At 47.5% G+C, this 20,165-nt stretch carries 20 protein-coding genes and 1 other RNA gene; 14 read left to right on the forward strand and 7 right to left on the reverse strand.

From position 1 onward, the window contains the following. Position 1: 1 nt before the first annotated feature. Together A1sIIB142_RS01390 and A1sIIB142_RS01395 are read right to left on the reverse strand one after the other, a co-directional pair. Entirely contained in the window at positions 2–1,378 is a 1,377-nt protein-coding gene (locus tag A1sIIB142_RS01390) for a metallopeptidase domain-containing protein (protein WP_095693366.1), read from the reverse strand. Next, the gene (locus tag A1sIIB142_RS01395; protein ID WP_095693367.1) at positions 1,375–1,800 is read right to left on the reverse strand and encodes an iron chaperone; all 426 of its coding nucleotides are present in this window, start codon (positions 1,798–1,800) and stop codon (positions 1,375–1,377) included. Before A1sIIB142_RS01395 ends, A1sIIB142_RS01390 begins: the two co-directional genes overlap by 4 nt. Before the next feature lie 33 nt (positions 1,801–1,833). Here A1sIIB142_RS01395 and A1sIIB142_RS01400 point away from each other — a divergent pair, with 33 nt between their 5' ends. From A1sIIB142_RS01400 to A1sIIB142_RS01445, 10 genes are all read left to right on the forward strand, one after another. Continuing rightward, positions 1,834–2,208, forward strand: coding sequence for a copper resistance CopC family protein (locus A1sIIB142_RS01400; RefSeq protein ID WP_190283277.1), 375 nt, complete (start codon positions 1,834–1,836; stop codon positions 2,206–2,208). Positions 2,209–2,284: 76 nt separating this feature from the next. After that, the gene (locus A1sIIB142_RS01405) at positions 2,285–3,013 is read left to right on the forward strand and encodes a zinc ribbon domain-containing protein (protein WP_095693369.1); all 729 of its coding nucleotides are present in this window, start codon (positions 2,285–2,287) and stop codon (positions 3,011–3,013) included. Next, the gene (locus tag A1sIIB142_RS01410; protein ID WP_095693370.1) at positions 3,013–4,095 is read left to right on the forward strand and encodes a bifunctional RNase H/acid phosphatase; all 1,083 of its coding nucleotides are present in this window, start codon (positions 3,013–3,015) and stop codon (positions 4,093–4,095) included. Before A1sIIB142_RS01405 ends, A1sIIB142_RS01410 begins: the two co-directional genes overlap by 1 nt. Next, positions 4,092–4,982: a TerC family protein gene (locus A1sIIB142_RS01415; protein WP_190283278.1), complete on the forward strand. Its 891-nt coding sequence runs from the start codon at positions 4,092–4,094 to the stop codon at positions 4,980–4,982. Before A1sIIB142_RS01410 ends, A1sIIB142_RS01415 begins: the two co-directional genes overlap by 4 nt. Positions 4,983–5,052: 70 nt before the next feature. Beyond that, positions 5,053–5,484, forward strand: a complete 432-nt coding sequence (locus tag A1sIIB142_RS01420; protein WP_095674455.1) for a CBS domain-containing protein — start codon at positions 5,053–5,055, stop codon at positions 5,482–5,484. Between the two features lie 23 nt (positions 5,485–5,507). Beyond that, positions 5,508–5,873: RNase P RNA component class A (gene rnpB, locus A1sIIB142_RS01425), an RNA gene on the forward strand. A gap of 69 nt (positions 5,874–5,942) precedes the next feature. Then, a complete protein-coding gene (locus tag A1sIIB142_RS01430; RefSeq protein WP_095693371.1) occupies positions 5,943–6,611 on the forward strand; it encodes a hypothetical protein in 669 nt (222 codons plus the stop codon). A gap of 8 nt (positions 6,612–6,619) precedes the next feature. Further along, positions 6,620–7,069, forward strand: coding sequence for a hypothetical protein (locus A1sIIB142_RS01435; RefSeq protein WP_095693372.1), 450 nt, complete (start codon positions 6,620–6,622; stop codon positions 7,067–7,069). Positions 7,070–7,266: 197 nt separating this feature from the next. Further along, the gene (locus A1sIIB142_RS01440; RefSeq protein ID WP_223299203.1) at positions 7,267–7,707 is read left to right on the forward strand and encodes a DUF305 domain-containing protein; all 441 of its coding nucleotides are present in this window, start codon (positions 7,267–7,269) and stop codon (positions 7,705–7,707) included. A gap of 34 nt (positions 7,708–7,741) precedes the next feature. Next, positions 7,742–8,548 (forward strand): WD40/YVTN/BNR-like repeat-containing protein, encoded by an 807-nt coding sequence (locus A1sIIB142_RS01445; protein WP_125898845.1) that lies wholly within the window; start codon positions 7,742–7,744, stop codon positions 8,546–8,548. Between the two features lie 378 nt (positions 8,549–8,926). On the opposite strand, the gene A1sIIB142_RS01450 is transcribed toward A1sIIB142_RS01445, so the two are convergent. Further along, entirely contained in the window at positions 8,927–9,667 is a 741-nt protein-coding gene (locus A1sIIB142_RS01450) for a sulfite exporter TauE/SafE family protein (protein ID WP_095693375.1), read from the reverse strand. Between the two features lie 148 nt (positions 9,668–9,815). Here A1sIIB142_RS01450 and A1sIIB142_RS01455 point away from each other — a divergent pair, with 148 nt between their 5' ends. Next, positions 9,816–10,097, forward strand: a complete 282-nt coding sequence (locus A1sIIB142_RS01455; RefSeq protein ID WP_095693376.1) for a PGPGW domain-containing protein — start codon at positions 9,816–9,818, stop codon at positions 10,095–10,097. Here A1sIIB142_RS01455 and A1sIIB142_RS01460 read toward each other — a convergent pair. Next, positions 10,090–10,566 carry a GNAT family N-acetyltransferase gene (locus tag A1sIIB142_RS01460; protein ID WP_223299204.1) on the reverse strand — a complete coding sequence of 159 codons (477 nt, stop codon included), beginning with the start codon at positions 10,564–10,566 and terminating at the stop codon, positions 10,090–10,092. The genes A1sIIB142_RS01455 and A1sIIB142_RS01460 overlap by 8 nt on opposite strands. Positions 10,567–10,600: 34 nt before the next feature. Between A1sIIB142_RS01460 and A1sIIB142_RS01465 the strand changes: the two genes are divergently transcribed. Beyond that, positions 10,601–11,356, forward strand: a complete 756-nt coding sequence (locus A1sIIB142_RS01465; protein WP_095693377.1) for an SDR family oxidoreductase — start codon at positions 10,601–10,603, stop codon at positions 11,354–11,356. Here A1sIIB142_RS01465 and A1sIIB142_RS01470 read toward each other — a convergent pair. Then, a complete protein-coding gene (locus tag A1sIIB142_RS01470) occupies positions 11,353–12,789 on the reverse strand; it encodes an aminotransferase class I/II-fold pyridoxal phosphate-dependent enzyme (protein ID WP_095693378.1) in 1,437 nt (478 codons plus the stop codon). The genes A1sIIB142_RS01465 and A1sIIB142_RS01470 overlap by 4 nt on opposite strands. 71 nt (positions 12,790–12,860) lie before the next feature. Between A1sIIB142_RS01470 and gabT the strand changes: the two genes are divergently transcribed. Together gabT and A1sIIB142_RS01480 are read left to right on the forward strand one after the other, a co-directional pair. Beyond that, positions 12,861–14,201, forward strand: a complete 1,341-nt coding sequence (gene gabT / locus A1sIIB142_RS01475; RefSeq protein WP_095693379.1) for a 4-aminobutyrate--2-oxoglutarate transaminase — start codon at positions 12,861–12,863, stop codon at positions 14,199–14,201. Positions 14,202–14,290: 89 nt separating this feature from the next. Further along, on the forward strand, positions 14,291–16,900 hold the full coding sequence (locus A1sIIB142_RS01480; RefSeq protein WP_125898846.1) for a helix-turn-helix transcriptional regulator: 2,610 nt from the start codon (positions 14,291–14,293) through the stop codon (positions 16,898–16,900). A 6-nt stretch (positions 16,901–16,906) separates the two neighbouring features. Here A1sIIB142_RS01480 and tgt read toward each other — a convergent pair whose 3' ends face one another. Then, on the reverse strand, positions 16,907–18,157 hold the full coding sequence (tgt, locus tag A1sIIB142_RS01485) for a tRNA guanosine(34) transglycosylase Tgt (protein ID WP_095693381.1): 1,251 nt from the start codon (positions 18,155–18,157) through the stop codon (positions 16,907–16,909). A gap of 30 nt (positions 18,158–18,187) precedes the next feature. After that, entirely contained in the window at positions 18,188–20,152 is a 1,965-nt protein-coding gene (locus A1sIIB142_RS01490; RefSeq protein WP_190283279.1) for a M13 family metallopeptidase, read from the reverse strand. Positions 20,153–20,165: the final 13 nt, after the last annotated feature.

Genomic DNA, 20,165 nt, shown 5'->3' on the forward strand with positions numbered 1-20,165 from the left:
TTCAATTTGCCTTGCTAATTGATACGTAAGCGCCAGCTGTAACACTCTTTATCACCTTGATTTTGAACCCGTTTGTGATTGTCGATTCTCCGACGCCCATAGACCCAAGAAGCACTCTATTTTTTCTTGTATCGCTTCCAAATTTTGTCGGGTTGGAGACAATGTTTATAGCACCCTGGTTATCGGGAATACTGGTATCTAACGTGTAGACAATTACACCGGAATTCGCCTCTGACAGATTATCGAGCTCAGTTTTCCTTCGTAGCTCTACGACCACACCGTTAGATTGGCTTATTTTAATCATCGCAATCTTTGTTCCTGTGGAAGTGGTGCCCACGGGTGTTAAGAGATGAATTGACTCCTTGCTAGAGCTGGCGCTTATGCAATTAACCTGGTTTTCCTCGATCCAACCTAGGAAGTATTTGTTGAATCCAAGGAAATCATCCATTCCAAAAACATTGCCCATGACATCCCAACCCGCAGGCCCTCTTTCACCGGCATAAATATGGTTGAGTCCAAGCAGGTGGCCCGTTTCATGAAGCAACCAATTTTTCTTAGTTGAGTCATCTAGATATTCATCAATAGGACCGAGTGTGGCCAGAAACGAAGTTCTTCCATCAGCACTAAAACCTTGCCCACCAGATGCTCCACCCTCAGTTTTCGGTTTAAATGTGGGAGTTACTACATTAACAAAATCGTATTTCGAGAAATCTATATCAGGGTCAGCCGCGACTATTGCATCCGTGAGTAGTTTATTTGTCTCTAGGGCTTGAGCAGGAATTGAACCTGGCGCATTTCCGGCTTCACTTTTTATGTATGCGCCATAAGGAGTTGAAATACGATAAAACTTTTCTTGCAACTCGTATTTGAGTTTATATCTCCCGTAACTCATTGCAGCAAGAGCCTTTTCCGCCCACGGCACTTGAGTCTGCTTCCATACGGAAATTGCACGTTGATCTGCAGGTAGATCTGGGAAATCAACAAATAATACGATGGACTTTCGATCACCGGTTGCTGGAATATATTTTCGCTCTCTAGGAAATCCAGTGTTAAGATCTGGGTTATTTCCTGCCTTATTTAATTTACATTCAGATGCAGAAATGAAATCAGAAGCTAGCGAAACCACAGGAAGCTCCTCAGGCGCGCCAGATTGATTAGGGGTGGGTGCCTGTGTCGGCGTTGAGGAAATTATGACTACACCTTTATTCCACACCAACTTCTTACCTGACTTAATACAAGTGAACTTCTTTCCAGCACTTGTATTCGTAGTTCCTGCTTTCGAGCACGTTGCACCGGCCTTCACAGCGGCTGTGGCAGGTAGGGCAAATGCTGATAAAAGGAAGGCGGCTGAAATCGTCGTAGCCAATAACTTTTTCATAGCGCAATCCTTGCCTTAATCAACTTAGCAAGCAAGGTCTTTGTGAGAGGTTTATCTACTGGGACGTGAATCGCGCTCTTTGTTGTGGTGAATTTTGCTAACTCCTCTGGAAATAACTTCAAGATAGATCCACTAAATGGGTAGTACCCGACATGCTTCTTATTGGCCAGTAGGCCTGCAACAACCTCGCCATCAACTCTAAAGCCTGGCATGGCATAACTGACAACCTCTTGGGCCTCAGGAATAATCTGCAGAATTCGCTCGCGCATCTCTAACATCGTCTGGCGATGAGGTGAAGGTGCATTGTCGTAGTAATTCTTCACATCTACAGGGATACGCCGTGCCATATGGAAATTCTCCCAGATGCCTGCTGGTGTGGGTAGGTCTAGGTTCGCAGGTACTATGACTTTATGCGTGGACATCGGATAAAAGCTAGTAAATTTCTAGACACTTTGATGTCTGCCAGCACATTCTTACTTCTGGCCTTGATCCTTTTTATCTCTCATACCGCAGCGCCAGGTGCATTCGCCCATGCCGAGATAGCACGGACAAACCCAGTGAAAAGTGCCATTCTGACGCAGTCACCTAAATCTGTGTGGATTGAATTTGGCGAAACTTTATTAACGCTAGATAAAGAGAAAATCAATGCACTGAAAGTTACCGACTCACGGGGAAAGCGCGTTGATAAGTCACCAACGATTGTCAGTGGTGTGCGAGCAACGACGAAGATCGTGGGCACCCTGAAGAAGGGCACTTACTTGGTTACCTACCGTGTGGTCTCAGAAGATGGTCATCCAGTCAAAGGCAGCTACTCCTTCAGCGTTAAGTAGCCGCTGGCGCACTGGGTAAAGTAAGGTTCGGCTAAGAATTACATATTGCACCGCCACTTTTCTAGAGGAGAACGCCGTGAAAGCTAGCGCTAGCGACCAGCGTTGCATCCTCGATATTCAAAATTTTGACCTTCACAGCGCCACCTTAAAGAACAAGGCAGCGACCCTGCCCGAACTAGCTGAGATAACTTCGAGCACCATCAAGTCGAACAATGTGCGCGACTTACTTATTGCCGCCGAAACCGAACTCAGCGATGTCAAGCGCGAGCTACTACGTGCTGAAGGTGATGTTGAGCAGATCGTTACTCGCATTACTCGTGATGAGACCCGACTGGCATCCGGCACCGGAACCCCAAAAGAACTTGAGCAGACTCAACATGAGCTTGTCACTTTAGGCGCTCGCAGATCTGAGTTAGAAGAAGTTGAGCTTGAAATCATGTTGCGAGTAGATGGACTCAAAGAGCGCATTGCGGCTTTAACGGCAGAGGAAGCAGAGCTTGCGGCAATCATTGCTGATTTAAATATCCGCAAAGAAAATGCCATGGCTGCAATTAACACCGAACTTGAAGGAATTGCCACAGATCGTGCGGCAACCACGCAATCAGTCAGCGCTGAATTACTGGCGCTCTATGAAAAAATCCGTGGAGCAGATGGTGGAATAGGTGCGGCAGCACTGGCTGGAAATCAATGCAAGGGTTGCCACTTAACCCTTAATGCACATGAGCTGCAAAGAATCACCGGGTTGGCAGATGATGAAGTTATTAGATGTGAAGAATGTCGGTGCATATTGGTGCGTGATCACTAATGGCTCGTCACTTTAAGTTAACGGCAGATGGCGGCTCTCGGGGAAACCCAGGCCCTGCTGGCTATGGCGCAGTTGTTACTGAAAACGGCAAGATCGTCGCCGAACTCTTTGATGTTATAGGGGTGGCAACAAATAACGTGGCCGAATACAACGGCCTACTCGCTGGGCTTTCTCATATCCATCAGTTGGATAAAGAGGCAACCGTGGAAGTTGCGATGGACTCTAAGTTAGTTGTTGAGCAGATGTCGGGCCGTTGGCAGATTAAGCATGCTGATATGCGCGATTTAGCTAAGCAATGCCGCGATGCTCACACGCCATCACTTGTTACCTATTCCTGGATTCCTCGCGATGAGAATTCGCATGCCGATCGCCTAGCCAATAAGGCACTCGATGGTGGCAGTGCCCATAAACCGGCCGCCGTCATTCAACAGAATTACCTGACTGATCGCTTGCGCAGCGCTGAAATTCCGACCTTTATTTATTTTGTGCGCCACGGGGAAACAGTTCTCACACCCACCCGTAAATTCTCCGGAACTGGAGCACTTGACCCAGAGCTGATGCAAGATGGTTTGGATCAAGCAGAACTTGTTGCAGAAGAAGCTGTGAAGTTGGGTGCCGAAGTTCTTATCGCATCCCCGCTAAATCGCACCCGACAAACAGCTGAAGCAATCGCGCGCACCACCGGACTTGAAATCATCTTTGATGAAGCCTGGTTTGAACTCTCATTTGGATCATGGGATGGGAAATCAATTGAAGAGGTAAGGGAAGAAGAGCCCGATGCATATCAAGCATGGCTTAACTCAACTGCCTACGCACCCGGTGGGGGAGAGTCCTGGGACCAGGCAACAGTGCGCATTGAAGAAGCGCTCGAGAAGTTGGTGGCTGAGTACCCAGGTAAGAAGATAATTGTTGTGACACATAACGGAGTCATCAAGACTGCGGTGAGATTGGCCATAGGAGCACCAGCCGAAGCGGTCTTCCACGTTGATGCGGCGCCATGTTCGATATCCTCTATCTCTATCTGGCCATCTGATGGTCTACGCGCTGTGCGGTCAGTAAATGAAAGAGGACACTTACGATGATTTCATCGACAGAATGGCTAGTAACTGTTGCGGTACTTGGCGCAGTCATAGTTGCCGATTTAATCCTGGCAATCGTGCGCAGACATAAAGAGACAACTCCACGCGAAGCCTTAAGTTGGACCCTCTTTTACGTCGTTGCCGCCATTGCATTTGGTTACTTTCTGCCGCAGTGGGCTCCTGCTGAGTACCGCAAAGAGTTCATTGCCGGCTGGCTCACCGAGTATTCGCTCTCAGTTGATAATCTCTTTGTCTTTATCATCCTGCTCGCCACACTCAAGATCAAGAAAGAGTCGCAACAGCTCGTCCTGCTTTACGGAATTCTGATTGCGATTGTTTTGCGCGTCATCCTTATCTTCCTTGGCGTAGCACTTGTCTCCAGGTTCACCTGGGTCTTCTTCTTCTTTGGCGCATTCCTGATCTTCACCGCTTATAAGTTGGTTAATGAGAAAGAGAATGTGGAAGAAGAAGAGTCAAAGCTTGTCGTATTTATGCGCAAACGAGGTTTCAGTAACTTTGCCATCGCACTTGTGGCCCTTGGCATTACAGATTTAATCTTCGCCCTCGATTCCATTCCGGCCATTCTTGGTCTGACGACCAGCAGCTACGTAGTCATCACCGCAAACATCTTTGCGCTGATGGGCTTGCGCCAGCTTTACTTCTTACTCCAAGGACTCATGGATCGCCTGATTCACTTATCTCGTGGACTCGCATTTATCTTGGCCTTTATCGGAGTCAAGATGGTCCTCCACGCCCTACATAGCATCGGGGTTCACGTGCCTGAGATTTCACTCGAGCTAAGTTTGGCAGTCATCATTACTACGCTTACGGTTACTGCGATTACTAGCCTCTATGCCACCCGTGGTGGTTCAGGAAAAGAGAAGATTTAACCAACCCGCCCTATTGCTTCTTGCTGGCAAGAGAGCAGTATGGAACCACTCAAAAGTTAAGGAGTGGCCTATGAAGATTGGCAGCATAATCTCAGGAAAGCGCGTTGAAACTATTTCAGCTAGTGCCAGCATCCATGATTTGGTGAGCTCATTAAACTCACACCATGTCGGGGCCCTAGTTGTCTCTAGTGATGGAAAGAAAATCGATGGCATCGTCTCGGAGCGAGATGTTGTCCGAGCAATGCCGGGCAAGCTCGACCAACTAATTGGGATGCATGTTCGCGACATCATGACCGTCGATGTCCACACCTGCACCGCGGATTCGACCGTTGCAGAACTGATGACGATGATGACTGAGCTTCGGATACGTCACGTTCCAGTTGTTGCTGCCGATGGAGCCCTAATCTCGATAGTTTCGATTGGTGATGTGGTAAAAAACCATGTGAATGAACTCGATTCCGAGCGCCAGGCCCTGAAAGATTACGTGGCAAGCGGTAATTAAACTCCCGTACCATTAGCCAACGAAGAGTCGCCCGGATCACCGCGTTGCAGCTCTAGATTAATTTCTAGACTGGACCGAGGAAAGTCCGGACTTCACAGAGCAAGGTGGTGGGTAACGCCCACCCGGAGCAATCCGCGGGAAAGTGCAACAGAAAGTAGACCGCCAATAGCAATATTGGTAAGGGTGAAACGGCGGTGTAAGAGACCACCAGTGCATGTAGTAATACATGTAGCTATGTAAACCCCACCTGAAGCAAGACCAAGAAGATAGTGCGTTGCTCGCGCAAGCTATCGGGTAGGTTGCTTGAATCTGCAAGCAATTGCAGATCTAGATGGATGGTGATCGGTTCGAAAGAACTACAGGATCCGGCTTATAGGGCGACTCTTCTTTTCTAAATTCACAGGGTATTCACACCACTGGATATCGATTTGAAGAATTCGAGCAGATAAGTTCCTCGAATGAAGATTAAGACTATTGCAATTTCGGCAACAGCTTTTGTTCTATTGGGTGGAGTAATAGGAGTTCAACAATACATTTCATCGCAGATCACTTCAAAAGTTCAGCGAGAGATGCCCAATGCTTCAGGTATTAGCGCTTCTGTTCCATTGGCAGATGTACCAAGCAATCTGACTTCTGATTCAATAAAATCTGCAGAGATAAACATCAAGAGTTTTGCTCTTAAAGAGAGCGGCACAAAGACTTCGCTAGACATATCTGCATCAAGTATCAGCAAAGCAAAACCAACCCTGATTGGCTCTTTAGAAGTAACGGCCACTATTCCTGCATCAACAATTACAAAACAATCCGAATTTAACAATGCACAAATTTTGGGTAATACTCTCCAGGTTGGAGTAGGAGCTGGTGGGATGGGTACAGCGCTCCTGATTCCAAAGTTCTCAAATAGCCAGCTTTATTTTGAACTTCAGAGTGTTTCTATCTTGGGAAATCAAATCCCTGCTTCATCATTACCGGCCGATCTTCAAAATCAAATTAAAAGTAGGAGCCAAAGAAGTTTGACGCCACCTAAGGGGCTTAAAGTTAAATCCGTCTCACTCAGCAGTAAAGGACTGTCTGTTAAAATGTCCGGAAACAACATTCAACTGGGCAATCTTGGATCTGGTTTATAGTTGGAACCATGAAGCTTGATATCAAAAAAGTGTTTCCCAATAATCCTTCAAAGTTTGAAGGATTTCGCATAATTCGTTTAATTGTGTTGCTCTTTATGTTCGTTATGGTTGTTCGCAGTTGCATTCACCTCTTTGCCCCTGATGGTGGTGCTCAGAGCATCGCTGGCATTGATACATCGGTTGAAGGTGGAGATAACATCATTGCGATTTTTCACCAATGGGGCGCAATACAACTCATTCTTGCCATCCTCCTGCTTGTATTGTTTCTCCGTTATCCAGGTTTAACCCCATTGATATTGCTAACTCTTACCTTTGATCCAGTTTTGCGTTTTGTTGCCGGCCAGCAGATGAGTTTAACGACCATAGGAACACCACCAGGTGAAGCGCTAAATGGGGTAGCTTTTTATCTGCTTTTAGTTTTATTCCTAGGCTCACTTTTGAATAAAAAGCCAAACTAGATCTTTCCGGCTTATAGGGCAACTTTTCAGATTGTCTAAAAAGTTGGAACTGGTAAAATTCATATATGCGCATTTTGGCCCAAAGCAATCGGAAATTATTACTGTTCATTACAATTTTGTTATTCCTATTTTCAAATGGAATTGTTACAGTCTCTGCAACAGCTAGTTCGCATGCCAGTAGTCTACAGAATTTGGGCATGAATGAGATTATGTTCGCACAAGGCATGATCCCTCATCACCAGCAAGCCATAGACATGTCAAACATGGCTTTAAAGAATGGCGCCAGTGCCGAGATAAAGAAATTAGCTAAGGGAATCATTTCTGCTCAGCAAAAAGAGAGTAGCCAGTTGAAGTATTGGCTGACCGCAACTAAGTCATCAATGACCATGGACCACGATATGGGTATGAGTGGCATGCTTTCTAAAGGTGATTTGGCAGCTCTAAAAAAACTGAAGGGAAGTAAGTTCAATACTGCTTTTCTTAAGGCCATGATTGCTCACCATGAGGGAGCGCTAGAAATGGTCGCTCTTCTTGATGGCACAGAAATAATTGAAGCTAAGGTGATGTCTGCCGATATTCTAAAAGGGCAATCAGATGAAATCACTGTAATGAAGAAATTATTGGCTAAGACTAAATAAAGTCGGACCACCATAAAGTATGGAGAATTCAGGGTTGAAAAAAGTGTTTTATCGGTATTTCGTACTTGCATTTATCTGCCTGACTGCTCTTAACAGCCACGCAAGCGCTGCAACTCTTGATTCAGTCTCACATATACATCATGTGAAAGTTGTAGAAAGCAAGATACTTGTTTTGACCCATGAGGGGCTTTATGAGCTAGTTGGCAACAATGAGATGAAGTTAGTAGGAAAAGATAAAACTGATGTGATGGGGCTGACATCCTTAGGAAAGGTATTAGTTGCAAGCGGACACCCTGCTCAAGGATCTAAAGCACCAAACCCCATTGGCCTAGTTAAATCTATTGATGGGGGGTTAAGTTGGAAAGCCATCTCTTTGGTTGGGAAAGTTGATTTCCACTCTTTAGAAGGTGCTGGCAGTGAGCTCTATGGCACAGATTCACAGAGTGGGAATTTACTGTACTCATCAGATTCTGGAAAGACATGGAAATCTTTAGGGACGAGTACCTTTGCAGATATTGCAGTTTCACCCGAGCTGCCAGGAGTAGCTATAGCACTTAAGAATTCTGAATTGCTAATTACCGAGAATGCATTCAAATCAACAACTAAAATTAAGAATAGCCTCAAATTCACCCAGATCGAATGGCGAAATTCAGGTCTGTACGCTCTGGGCGGAAACTCGCTCTACAAGTCAACAAATTCTGGTAAAACTTGGATAAAGCTCAGCACATTTAAAGGCGCTCCTGGGATTCTCAGCGCTAGTGATCAGTTAATGCTGGTAACTGTGGGGTCAGATATCTATACATCCACCAATTCTGGAAAAAGTTTCAAAGTGATTGCTTAATCCAAATGATGAGGTGACTCTTCTTTAGATCTAGTTACTGCGAGTAACCGTGCATCTATGCAATACTTTTATCACGATGGATTGATAGTAATCGGGACTTGGTTAATCACCAGGTCCCTTTTGCTTTCCATGGCAACTCTCAAGTTATGTGCAATAATGCTCATGCACTTCGGGTTTGGTAGTAATGGGGACTTGGTTAATCACCAGGTCCCTTTTGCTTTTCCACATTTGTATTTCATCCACAGGCCCCTTCATCACATCGTTTCGATAGTGGGTAATGTCCTAACTTCACTCTCGTGATGGGGGCGTGTTGTAATTGGCAGCCTGCTCGCTTACCAAACATGCGGATTTGATACGGAAAAGTCAGAAAAAATTGTTTTAGAAGAAGATTAATTTCAGGCCTACGGCCAACGCTGAGATCAGAGTAATTTTCTGAAACATTCGTAGATCAACTCTTGCGATAAATCTTCGTCCAATCAGGGCCCCTATGGCGACCATCGGCACGGCAGGAAGGATGTACTGGAGAGAATTTAGATCGAGCAAACCGAGGCCAAGGGTGAAAGGTAGTTTTGCCAGGTTGATGATAAAAAAGAACCAGGCTGTGTTTCCTAGGAAGTTAAGTACTGAATTTTTGCGCAACAACAGATAGATACTCATGGGAGTGCCACCAGAATTGGCAACCATACTCATAAAGCCAGCTGAAGAGCCAAGAAATACCCGAAGAGTTAGCGGGTAACGAATAGTGATATCGTCATTATGTTTCTGCCAATATTGACTGACGGGGTATAGCAAGACTAGTAAGACGACAACTACTCCAATAGTTCTTTTCAGGGAGCTATCCGTTGAATGGAAGAGATAGAAAGCTCCCACAACAAAACCACATAAGACTGGAAAAATAAGAGTTTTAAGGAATTTCCACTCAACGTGTTTTTTATACACTCCAATAGCAAAGAGATCACCTACCAAAAAGAGAACAAGAAGAACTCCAGTTGATTCTTTAGCCGGCATTACTTGAGCAATCAGGGCTGCAGAAAGGAGCCCAATCCCACCAATTGCGGTTTTAGATACCCCCACTAGTAAGCCAATTGCCATCATGGTGATGATGAGGGAAGTTGTCATGAAGCATCCCTATTTAGCTTATGACTAAATGTTTTCACAAAGTCAATCCTATGGCTGCTCGCAGAGAAGACGGTCACTTGCTTTGTTTTTAAGGCGCCCTTTGCCGACCCTGCTGTGCGTGCTTATGCTGGTCGAGTAATATCGGGGCATGAGCCGGAAGAGTAAATTTCTCGCCACCTGGAAAACACTACCTAGGCAGCTTCGAAGAGTAATTGTCTCCGTCATTGGCTTCACTTTAATTGTTTTAGGTTTACTGCTGATTGTGCTTCCTGGACCTTTTACTATCCCGTTCTTGGTCCTGGGACTTGCCATACTGGCGCTGGAATTTGCCTGGGCTGATCGAATGCTTGATCAAGTAAAAGCGCAAGGCAAAAAAGTAGATCCAAGAAAGTTGCTCAAGCGAAAACCGAAAAATCCAGAGCCTAATTAAGGGCAATTCGGTACTGACGTTTTCCAGATTCTAAGGTGTAGGTGTCATAGAGCTTTCTAGCTGTTGCATTATCTTCATCAGTATTCCAATAAAGACGCGAGCAGTTATTTTCTATCGCATAGCTCTTCACATATTCAATGAGCGCTCGACCCACACCTTTTCCACGCACAGTTGAATCAACGAATAAATCTTCAAGATAGCAATGTCCGCCCTCAGACCAGGTTGAGTTCTGCAGGCTATATGTCGTAAAGCCAACGATGAGGCCATCATCAATGGCAACAGCGCACTTCATATTAAATTCTGGATCAAGAATTCGCTGCCAGGTGAGTGAACTTTGTTCGACAGAGAGCTCAGTCTGATAGAAGTCGAGATAACCCTGCCAGAGAATGAACCAACGTTGCTTATCTGTAGGTAGTGCAGCTCTAATTTCAAGTGGTGGCCGCATGGACTTCTCTACCTTTTCACTCATGCGAAGATTCTAACTGCGAGGTACTCTCTACCCCATGAGCACACGTGAATATGCAGTCATTACTGGAGCAAGTAGTGGAATAGGCGCGGCAACAGCGCGATTACTGGCAAGCAATGGTTATCACGTGATTGCTGCAGCGAGGCGTGCAGATCGATTAGCTGCCCTTGCGGCAGAAGATCAGAACATCGAAGCTTTCACACTCGATGTCACCAAGCAAGATTCAGTTGATTCACTTACCAAGCACTTGCAAGGAAAACCAGTCTCAATTCTTATCAATTGCGCTGGCGGGGCATTTGATGCAGCTGCAATCAATGACTCCGATCCGGAAATTTGGAAGAAGACATTTGATATCAATGTTGTGGGTTCTGTGCGAATGGTTAAAGCAATGACCCCGCTGATGCAGGCATTTGGCCGTGGGCATATCGTGATGATTTCATCAACTGCCGGACATCGCGTCTATGAAAATGGTGGAAGTTATGTGGCGGCAAAGTTTGCTGAAACTTCTCTTGTTGAAACCCTTCGCCTAGAACTTAATGGTCAACCGATTCGGGTGACAGAGATTGCACCTGGAATGGTCAAGACTGATGAGTTTGCCGTGCAACGTTTTAGTGGTGATACCGAAAAAGCGGCAAAGGTCTATGAAGGTGTCACAAGGCCGTTGGTGGCAGAAGATGTTGCTGAGGCAATTAGATGGTCAGTGATGCTGCCGTCTCACTTCAATGTGGATTCTTTAGTGATTCGCCCACTTGCGCAAGCACAGAGTCATAAGGTGTATCGACAACCGCTTTAACTTCTCTTTACGACTCGATACTTGGCAAGAGTGGGATCAGTTGCATAGGCGATGCGAACGCCTGCAGCACGTGAGGCCCCTAAGCCCTCAATAATCTGGGCGGTGAGAATTTCACCGGGTGCAACAACTGCAACTCCTGGTGGATATGGTGCAATCAAATCTGCTGAAACACACCCAATGGCATCATGGGCACTCACTAACTCGGTCTCTGCAAAATAAGCATCACGCATAGAAATTGCGCGCTGTGGCATAACAGACCAACTCAGAGCCGTTGCGCTCGCGCGTCGTTGTTCTTGGCTGCGCTTTAGAATCGGAATTAACGCATCTGCCAATCGATCAAAGTCACCTCTGGTATCGGCAATAGTGCCCAGAAAGACAATGGTGTCTCGATCGGCCATCTCCACCCGAATTCCTTCAGCTTGTAGATCTTGCTCAATTTCAACTCCGGAAGCCCCTAGTTGCTGCACGCGCAGAACTATCTTGGAAGCATCAAAGCGGCCAGCTGGAAAATCCTGCGGATAGAGAAAGATAGGAAGGGCAAATTCTGCCTGCACCAGCTCTTTGAAGTGATGAACATTTTCAAGCAGGGCACCGATTAACTCTTCCCCGCGAGTTTGCAGCAGTGCGCGAACGCCATCGATTGAAGCAAGTGGGGCTCCGGCTGGTGAAGTTGTGTGGGTTGTTTCAAAGCTTTGTTCTAAACGTTCTGCGCTCAGCAACGTGGTGCGGGCAAGTAAGAGTGCGGAGGCGCTATAACCAGGTAGGGCTTTATGTGTACTAGTGATCAGCGCATCAGCACCTAACTGAAATGCATGCTGTGGCAGGTGTGGGTGAAAACCAAAGTGTCCGCCCCATGCTGCATCTAAAATCACTGGAACACTCTGGGCATGTGAAAGTTCAATCAGCGCCGGCAGATCTGAGATTGTTCCCAAATAACCTGGCTCGGTAAGTAGCACCGCAATTGGTTTCTGACTCAAAGCTTTTGCAAGTTCGCCAGCTGTGATTCCGGTGGGAACACCTGTTGCGCCATCAATCTCGGGTGACATCCAGATTGGCTCAAGGCCAGCTAGAACAAGTGCGCTTAAGACTGAACGGTGGGCGGTTCTAGATACAGCGACCTTATCGCCGGGCTTTCCTAGTGCGAAGATGATCGCCTGGTTTGCATGAGTGGAACCACCTGTTGAAAAGCGTGCGTAATCTGCGCCCCACAAGGTGGCCGCCAGTGATTCAGCCATCTTCAATGTCTGATTCGTTAACTTAATTTCATCAAGGCCGCCATATAAAGGTGTATCTGCATCCACCACAGCACCTAAGTCGGCATCTAGCGCGCTCGCCTTCTGCTTATGTCCAGGAATGGTGAAAGGAGTTCTGGTGCGCTCGAAGTAGGCGAGGTAGGCATCAAGTAGCGGTGCGCTATCTCTGAGTCTGCTCATGTGGCAAGCCTAACTCTTAGTCAGAGCTGGTGAGGTCTGCGGGTAGCAAATGCGGGGCTTAGAATTAGGCCATGACATCACAGGATCGACTCCCGCAAACTCGTCATCTGGTCACAGAAATTCCTGGGCCAAAATCGACGGCGGCGATGGCGCGACGCAAAGAGGCTGTCTCTGGGGGACTAGGAACTGCGATGCCGGTCATTGTTTCGCGTGCACACGATGCGATTATTGAAGATATCGATGGCAACCGAATTATCGATTTGGGTGCGGGTATTGGTGTTGTCACTGTAGGAAACGCCGCACCTCGCGTTGTAAAAGCTGTGCAAGAAGCAGTGGAGAAATTCACTCACACCAGCTTCACCACTGCTCCATATCTGGGCTATATCGAAGTCTGCGAAGCCCTCAATCGTTTAACTCCTGGAAAATTCGCGAAGAAGTCAATCTTGCAAAACTCAGGAGCAGAAGCGGTAGAAAATGCAATCAAAATTGCCCGTCACTACACAAAGCGCCCAGCAGTCGTTGTCTTTGAACACGCTTACCACGGCCGCACAAACCTGACTATGGCGTTAACTGCAAAGAACTTGCCATATAAAGATGGATTCGGTCCTTTTGCCAATGAGATCTACCGAATGCCAATGCCATATTCCTATCGCTGGCTTGGAAATCCTGACACCATTGCGCAAGACGCACTCGATATGGTGATCCATAAAATTGAGAAAGAAGTGGGAGCACATAACGTTGCCGCCATTTTGATTGAGCCGGTTGTCGGCGAGGGTGGATTTATTGTGCCACCAGTTGGATTTATGCCAGGGCTGCAGAAGTTTGCAACCGAGAACAAGATTGTATTTATTGCCGATGAAGTGCAATCAGGTTTTGCCCGCACCGGAAAAATGTTTGCCGTCGAACATGAAGGTATGGAGCCGGACATGATCATTTCGGCTAAGGGAATTGCTGGTGGCCTGCCACTAGCTGCAGTGACTGCTCACGCTGAAATCATGGATTCATCACATGTGGGTGGCCTCGGTGGCACCTATGGTGGAAATCCGATTGCCTGCGCCGCAGCACTTGCCGTAATTGAAATGATTGAAGAAGAGAAGTTAGTCGAACGCGCAGCCCACATCGGTGACATTCTCTTTGCTGCACTGAACGCACTCAAGGCGCAATACCCAATCATCGGTGAAGTCCGCGGACGCGGCGCCATGGTTGCAATTGAATTGGTACATGCCGGAACTAAAGATCCCAACCCAGAGGCGATGGCAAAGGTGATTAAGTATTGCCAGAGCAAAGGCGTGTTGATCCTTACCGCCGGCACCTATGGCAACGTGATTCGCTTCTTGCCACCAGTTGTCATCACCGATGAGCTTTTAAAGGATGCACTCGGGGTATTAGCCGAAGGCTTTGCCTCGCTCTAGCTTGATTTTGGATTAATCACCGCAGAACCTCACCCCAGAAGGGGTGATTACTTCTTCACAATCGCCGCCGCGTGCATCACCCTTTACTCATGGCGAAGGTGAAAGGTGAGGCTCTCACCCAATTCGAGGTGACTTCCGGGGTGACCCTTTCTCGCACAGTCATTCCCACCCTTCCCCCTAATTACCTTTCTCGCAAACACCTATTCAATTTGTTACAACATCCTGCACCTCAAACAACTGTGGTGTTGGCCCCTGCCGGATATGGAAAAACTTCCCTGGTTGCAGAGTGGGCCAATACGCAGCGAGATCGCGTTATCTGGGTAACTCTTACCGAAAGTGATTCACTGGAAGAGATGTCCCAGATTTTCATTCAAGCAACTCGCAATGTGATTCCAGGTTTTGCAAGCTGGTTTGATGACGAGCCTGGAATTCGCCCGGTAGAAAATGTGCGCCGTTGGGGAAATGAGTTGATTGCAACAGGTAAGGACTACATTTTAGTAATCGATAACTTACGTCAGCACACGGCTAGGGATGTTGATATTGCCGTAAAGTTAATTGAACAATTCCCACCAAATTTGCAATTTATTACGATTAGACGAGATTCGATTGAAACCGTTTATGCAACATTTGCCTCTCGCGGACCGCTGGCAATCGTGGGCAAGAGTGAATTGGCATTTTCAGAGAGCGAGACTCAGGCGCTAGCGGGTCAATACTCAATCGATATGAATAATCCCAGAGTTAAATCTTCGCTGAATGCAGCCAAAGGGTGGCCAGCAGCTGTTTCGATGATTGCCCATCAGATTTCTGGCAGTGGTTCGGAAGTTAACTTTGAAACTGTATTAGCATCTCAATCAAACCCATTGCGAGTCCTAGCTTTGTCAGTGCTTGACACGCTGCCCGCACCTCTTCGGATAAAATTACAATCACTAAGCGTGGTAGAGGAATTTACCCACGAGCTGGCAGAGTTCATTCTTGAGCAAGATTACTCATATGACGAGATCAACCAATTTGCCCTGGATGGCAACATCTTCTCCCAGACCGGATCTCCAGAAGTTACATTTGAATTCAACTCAATTTTTCGCGAGATTCTGCTCTCCGAACTTCGGGCAGATAAATTTAGAAAAATGCGCAAACATGCAAAACTTCTGCAGTTCCATGAGCATCGAAACGAACCGAATTTAGCGCTAGAACACGCATACCTAGCTGAGGATTATGAAAAAGTAGGCGAGATTTTTCCAGATGCTGCCCGCATCCTGCAGGCAACTGGCAAAGGGCGAGAGCTTATAAGGTGGTCGATTTTTGCTGGCGATACATCTGAACTTGGCTTGTTAAAAAGAGCCACCGTTGAAATAGCGGGCCGGCTAGCTAACCTGGAATTTTCAGAGGTATCTAACATGGCAGATAAGATGAACCTTGATGCCAAAGGAACAGATTTGGAAGGTTTCATTAGCCAACTCACCCACGGCGCTAAGGCTTATGTGGATATCTCGCAGGCAAGATTTGAAGAGTTTAGCCAAGACTTTTCATTGGCGATGCAACCGGCCAATAGCCCACTGATGTTAGGTGCCGATGAGCAGCTGGCGCTCCACAGATTGGCTGCAACCCATGCCTTCATGCTGGGCCAGACATCAGAGCTAGAGCGGATTTTTGAGGAAGCAAAGACGCTAGTCAACTCTTCAAAAATTTCGCAAAACAATCTCATGCTTATGTCAATCAATGCAATGGTCCAACTAGAAATGGGTGATTACCGAAGAGCTTTTGAAGTTGCCCAAAATTGCAGTATGCAATTTACCAAGCTGGGTTATGTCGGAATCTTTGGGCCACTGGAGTCACTCTTTGTCATCGCTAGATGTCAACGTGAATTCTTGCGACATCGCGAAGCAGATGAGCGGTTCGAGCAAATCAAAACCCTGGCCGAGGGATGGAAACAGTGGCATTGGTATTTCATGGCAGAGGGAAGTTTGGCTAAAACTATGGCGATGCAGGCAAATGCGCGCGGCGCCGTTGAAGCAATCAATGGCATGCGCCGGAAAGCTTCAGAGCTGGCCTATTCGAAAGGAATTGAAACTCTCATTGATGTAGCCGAGCTCAGTGTGCGCTATGAGATAAAAGATTACGATCGACTCTCAGCACTTTTGCAACGTGTGCCTGAACTTCCACAAGTTCAACTCATCAAACTGGCACTTACTCGCCACGGGAACAAGGGCAACTCAATTGATATTGCTGGTTCCCTACCCGATAAAACTCCGAGAGAGCAGATAGTCAAACATCTTGTCATGGCCGGAGGGGTAATGGACCAAGAGCGAGTCGCCCTGCTTGAGATGAAGAAAGCCCTTGATATTGGCTCGCGCGTGGGGGCTAAGGAGATTTTCTTGCGCCAATCAGATGAGATGGGAAACTTAATTTTGAAAATCGCAAGTGAGAGTCCCACTGTCTATCTAGAAGATCTAGCTGCCAGCGTGGCCCAAAAGATTAAGAGTCGGCGTGCCGGGTCTTCCGAATTTTTAGCGCCGCTGACTAAGCGAGAATTAGAAGTATTGCGTCATCTATCAACTGATCGCCCAATTAGTTCTATTGCAATCACACTTCACATCTCACACAACACGATGAAAACTCACCTAAAGAATCTCTATCGAAAGATGGGCGTTGATGGCCGGGTAACGGCCGTGGAAAAAGCACAAGCAAACTACATTCTCTAAGTCCTACTAGTCGCGCGACTGCCCCGATTTATGCTGATAACGGCCCATAAATTCTTTTTTCATATCCTGAAAATTTCCATCAAGTAGAGCCTGTCGCATCTGATCAACTAAGCGCACAATAAAGCGTTCATTGTGAATTGTGGCCAGGGTGCCAGCAACCATCTCTTTGGCACGAAAGAGATGGCACAAGTAGGCGCGGGTGTAGTGCGTGCAGGTATAGCAATCACATTCATCATCTATCGGATTGAAGTCGCGGATAAATGGTTGATTAGAGACGTTAAAGCGCCCCTCCATCGTATAGACCGCACTGGTGCGGGCAATGCGAGATGCCAGAACACAGTCGAAGGTATCGATCCCGTTTTCAACCCCAACAAATAGATCTTCCGGGGCGCCGATGCCAAGCAGATGTTTCGGTTTCTCCTGCGGCAGCGTCGAATTCACCCAGCTCACAATTGTCCCCAGTGAATCTTTATCTAGCGCGCCACCAATACCAAAGCCATCGAATTCAATTCCGGATGAACTCATGGTCCCCAGATCACCGGCGGCTTTCTTGCGCAGGTCTTCATACTGAGCGCCTTGAATGACGCCAAAGAGTGCTTGATATGGCTTTGCTGTGTGGGCATCGGTCAATTTTTTATGTTCATCCAGGCAGCGAATGGCCCAGTCATAGGTGCGAGACATGGCCAGCTCTTGATAGGGGCGAGTGTTATGCAAAGTGGTGCACTCATCGAATGCAAACATAATGTCGGCGCCCAACTTATGTTGAATCTGCATTGAGCTTTCGGCGGTAAAGCGGTGCATCGAGCCATCGAGGTGGCTCTTAAAGGTGACGCCCTCATCATCAACATGGGCCAGTCGCTCTTTATTCTTGGCAATCACTTGATCAGAGCGAAAAGTCTGCGCATCCATCGCTAGGACCTTTTTAAATCCCACACCGAGTGAGAGCACTTGAAAGCCACCGCTATCGGTAAAAGTTGGCTTATCCCAATTCATAAATGAACCAAGGCCGCCGGCCTCATCTAGAACATCAGGGCCCGGTTGGAGATAGAGGTGATAAGCATTTGCCAGCAGGGCTTGCGCCCCGAGGTTCTCCATCGCCTCTGGCAGAACTGTTTTCACCGTTGCCTTGGTGCCAACCGGAATAAAGGCAGGGGTCTGAATCTGCCCATGTGGGGTGGTGATGGTTCCGACGCGCGCTAAACCGGAATCGGCGGCGTGGTTGATCTCAAAGGCGAAACCGTTTTTTGAGTTATTCATTGGGGCCACCATTAGGTAAGTGTGGCAGAGCTACCAAATTCGCACACGCTCGTGCTCTGCCAGCCAGAGTTCATCGCTCTGACTGACACCGAATGCTTGATAGAACTCGGGCACATTGCGCACGATCTGATTACAACGAAATTCATCCGGGGAGTGTGGGTCAGTTGCAATCCGGCGACGTACTTCTTCCGGGCGGTTCTTATTACGCCAGGAGTGCGCATAGGAAAGAAAGAATCGTTGTTCGCCGGTGAGTCCGTCAATGACTGGACTTTGCGCACCGCCCAACGCTAATTTCCATGCCTTATAGGCAATCGCCAGGCCGCCGAGGTCACCAATATTTTCACCTAAGGTAAAGGCGCCATTGACGTGGATATCTGGGGTGCTTGCTGGCGATAAGGCATCGAATTGCTTAATGAGCACGGCGGTAAGTTCTTCAAACTTGCTGCGATCTTCATCGCTCCACCAATCGACCATATTGCCATCACCATCATATTTGGAGCCTTGATCATCAAAGCCATGGCCTATTTCGTGGCCAATAACTGCGCCAATGCCGCCGTAGTTAGCTGCGATATCTGCTTCGAGATCAAAGAAGGGTGGCTGCAAGATTGCCGCCGGAAAGACAATCTCATTGGCGAGCGGGTTGTAGTAAGCGTTCACGGTCTGCGGGGTCATATGCCATTCATCGCGATCAACCGGTGCGCCAATCTTGGCAATGGCATAGGCATGATCGAACTCGGCGATTCGCCATAAGTTACCAATCAGATCACCGGCAGAAATTTCTAAGGTGGAGTAGTCGCGCCACTTATCGGGATAACCAATCTTGGGGGTGAACTTAGTCAGCTTTTCTAGCGCCTTTTCCTTCGTTGCCGCTGACATCCAGGGCAGGTCAATAATGCTTAGCCGATATGCCTCAAGCAGATAATCAACTAATACCTTCATCTCACTCTTTGCTTTTTCCGAGAAGTGCTGTTCGACATAGACCTTGCCGATGGCTTCACCGAGGGCGCCTTGAGTGACAGAGACGGCGCGCTTCCAGCGATCGCGAATCTGTGGTGTGCCAGAAAGGGTCTTGGCATAGAACTCAAAGTTCTGCTGCACGATGTCATCGGTGAGAAATGCGGCGCTGGCAGAGACGAGATTGAGTTTGAGCCAGGCGACCCACGAATCGCGCTCGCCAGAAAAGTCACCAAGAAGGGCAGAGACGGATTCAAAGAAGGATGGTTCACAAACGACCAGGGATTCAAAAGCTTTCGCTGGCACTTTGGCGTGCTCGGCCCAGAGGTCGAATAAGAATTGTGGGGCAAGGCTTTCTAGCTCGGCGCGGCTGTATTTGTTATAGGTCAGAGTTGCATCGCGATCTTTTACTTGATCCCAGTGATGACTAGCTATTTTTGTCTCCAGTGCCAGGATTTGTGATCCCACGGTGGCGCCATCTGCAATTCCCACAAGTGCGCACATCTTTGCCACATGCTCCACAAAGGCGCTTCGAATTTCGGCAAATTGATCTTCCCGGTAATAAGACTCATCGGGTAGCGATAGCCCACCCTGGCCGAGATAGAGAATATTGGTATCAGAGTCCATCGCATCGGGATAGATAGCTGCGCCAAAGATTCCACCAATGCCACGCATTTCAAGTCTAGCCATAACCGAGATAAATTCGTGCAAGTTGGTGATGCCATCGATGGCAGCTAGATCTTCGACGATGGGGGAGATGCCACGAGCCTTAATGGCATCGGTATCCATAAAAGATTTGTAGAGGTCGCCAATTTTCTGCGCCTCACCTGTGCCAGTTGCGCTCTCGATGATCTGTCGAACCTGGGCCTCGGCGGCATCATGTAGTTTGCGAAAGATGCCATCACTAGATCGGTCATCTGGCATCTGATACTCGGTAATCCACTTTCCGTTGTAGTGACGGAAGAGGTCATCTTGTGGACGGACCTTTGGATCAAGTGCCGATATTTCGATTCCAGATTTCACCGGGCTCATGAGTTCCATTTCATCGTGTGTA

The sequence above is a fragment of the Candidatus Planktophila versatilis genome (assembly GCF_002288345.1).
GTDB classification, from domain to species: domain Bacteria; phylum Actinomycetota; class Actinomycetes; order Nanopelagicales; family Nanopelagicaceae; genus Planktophila; species Planktophila versatilis_A.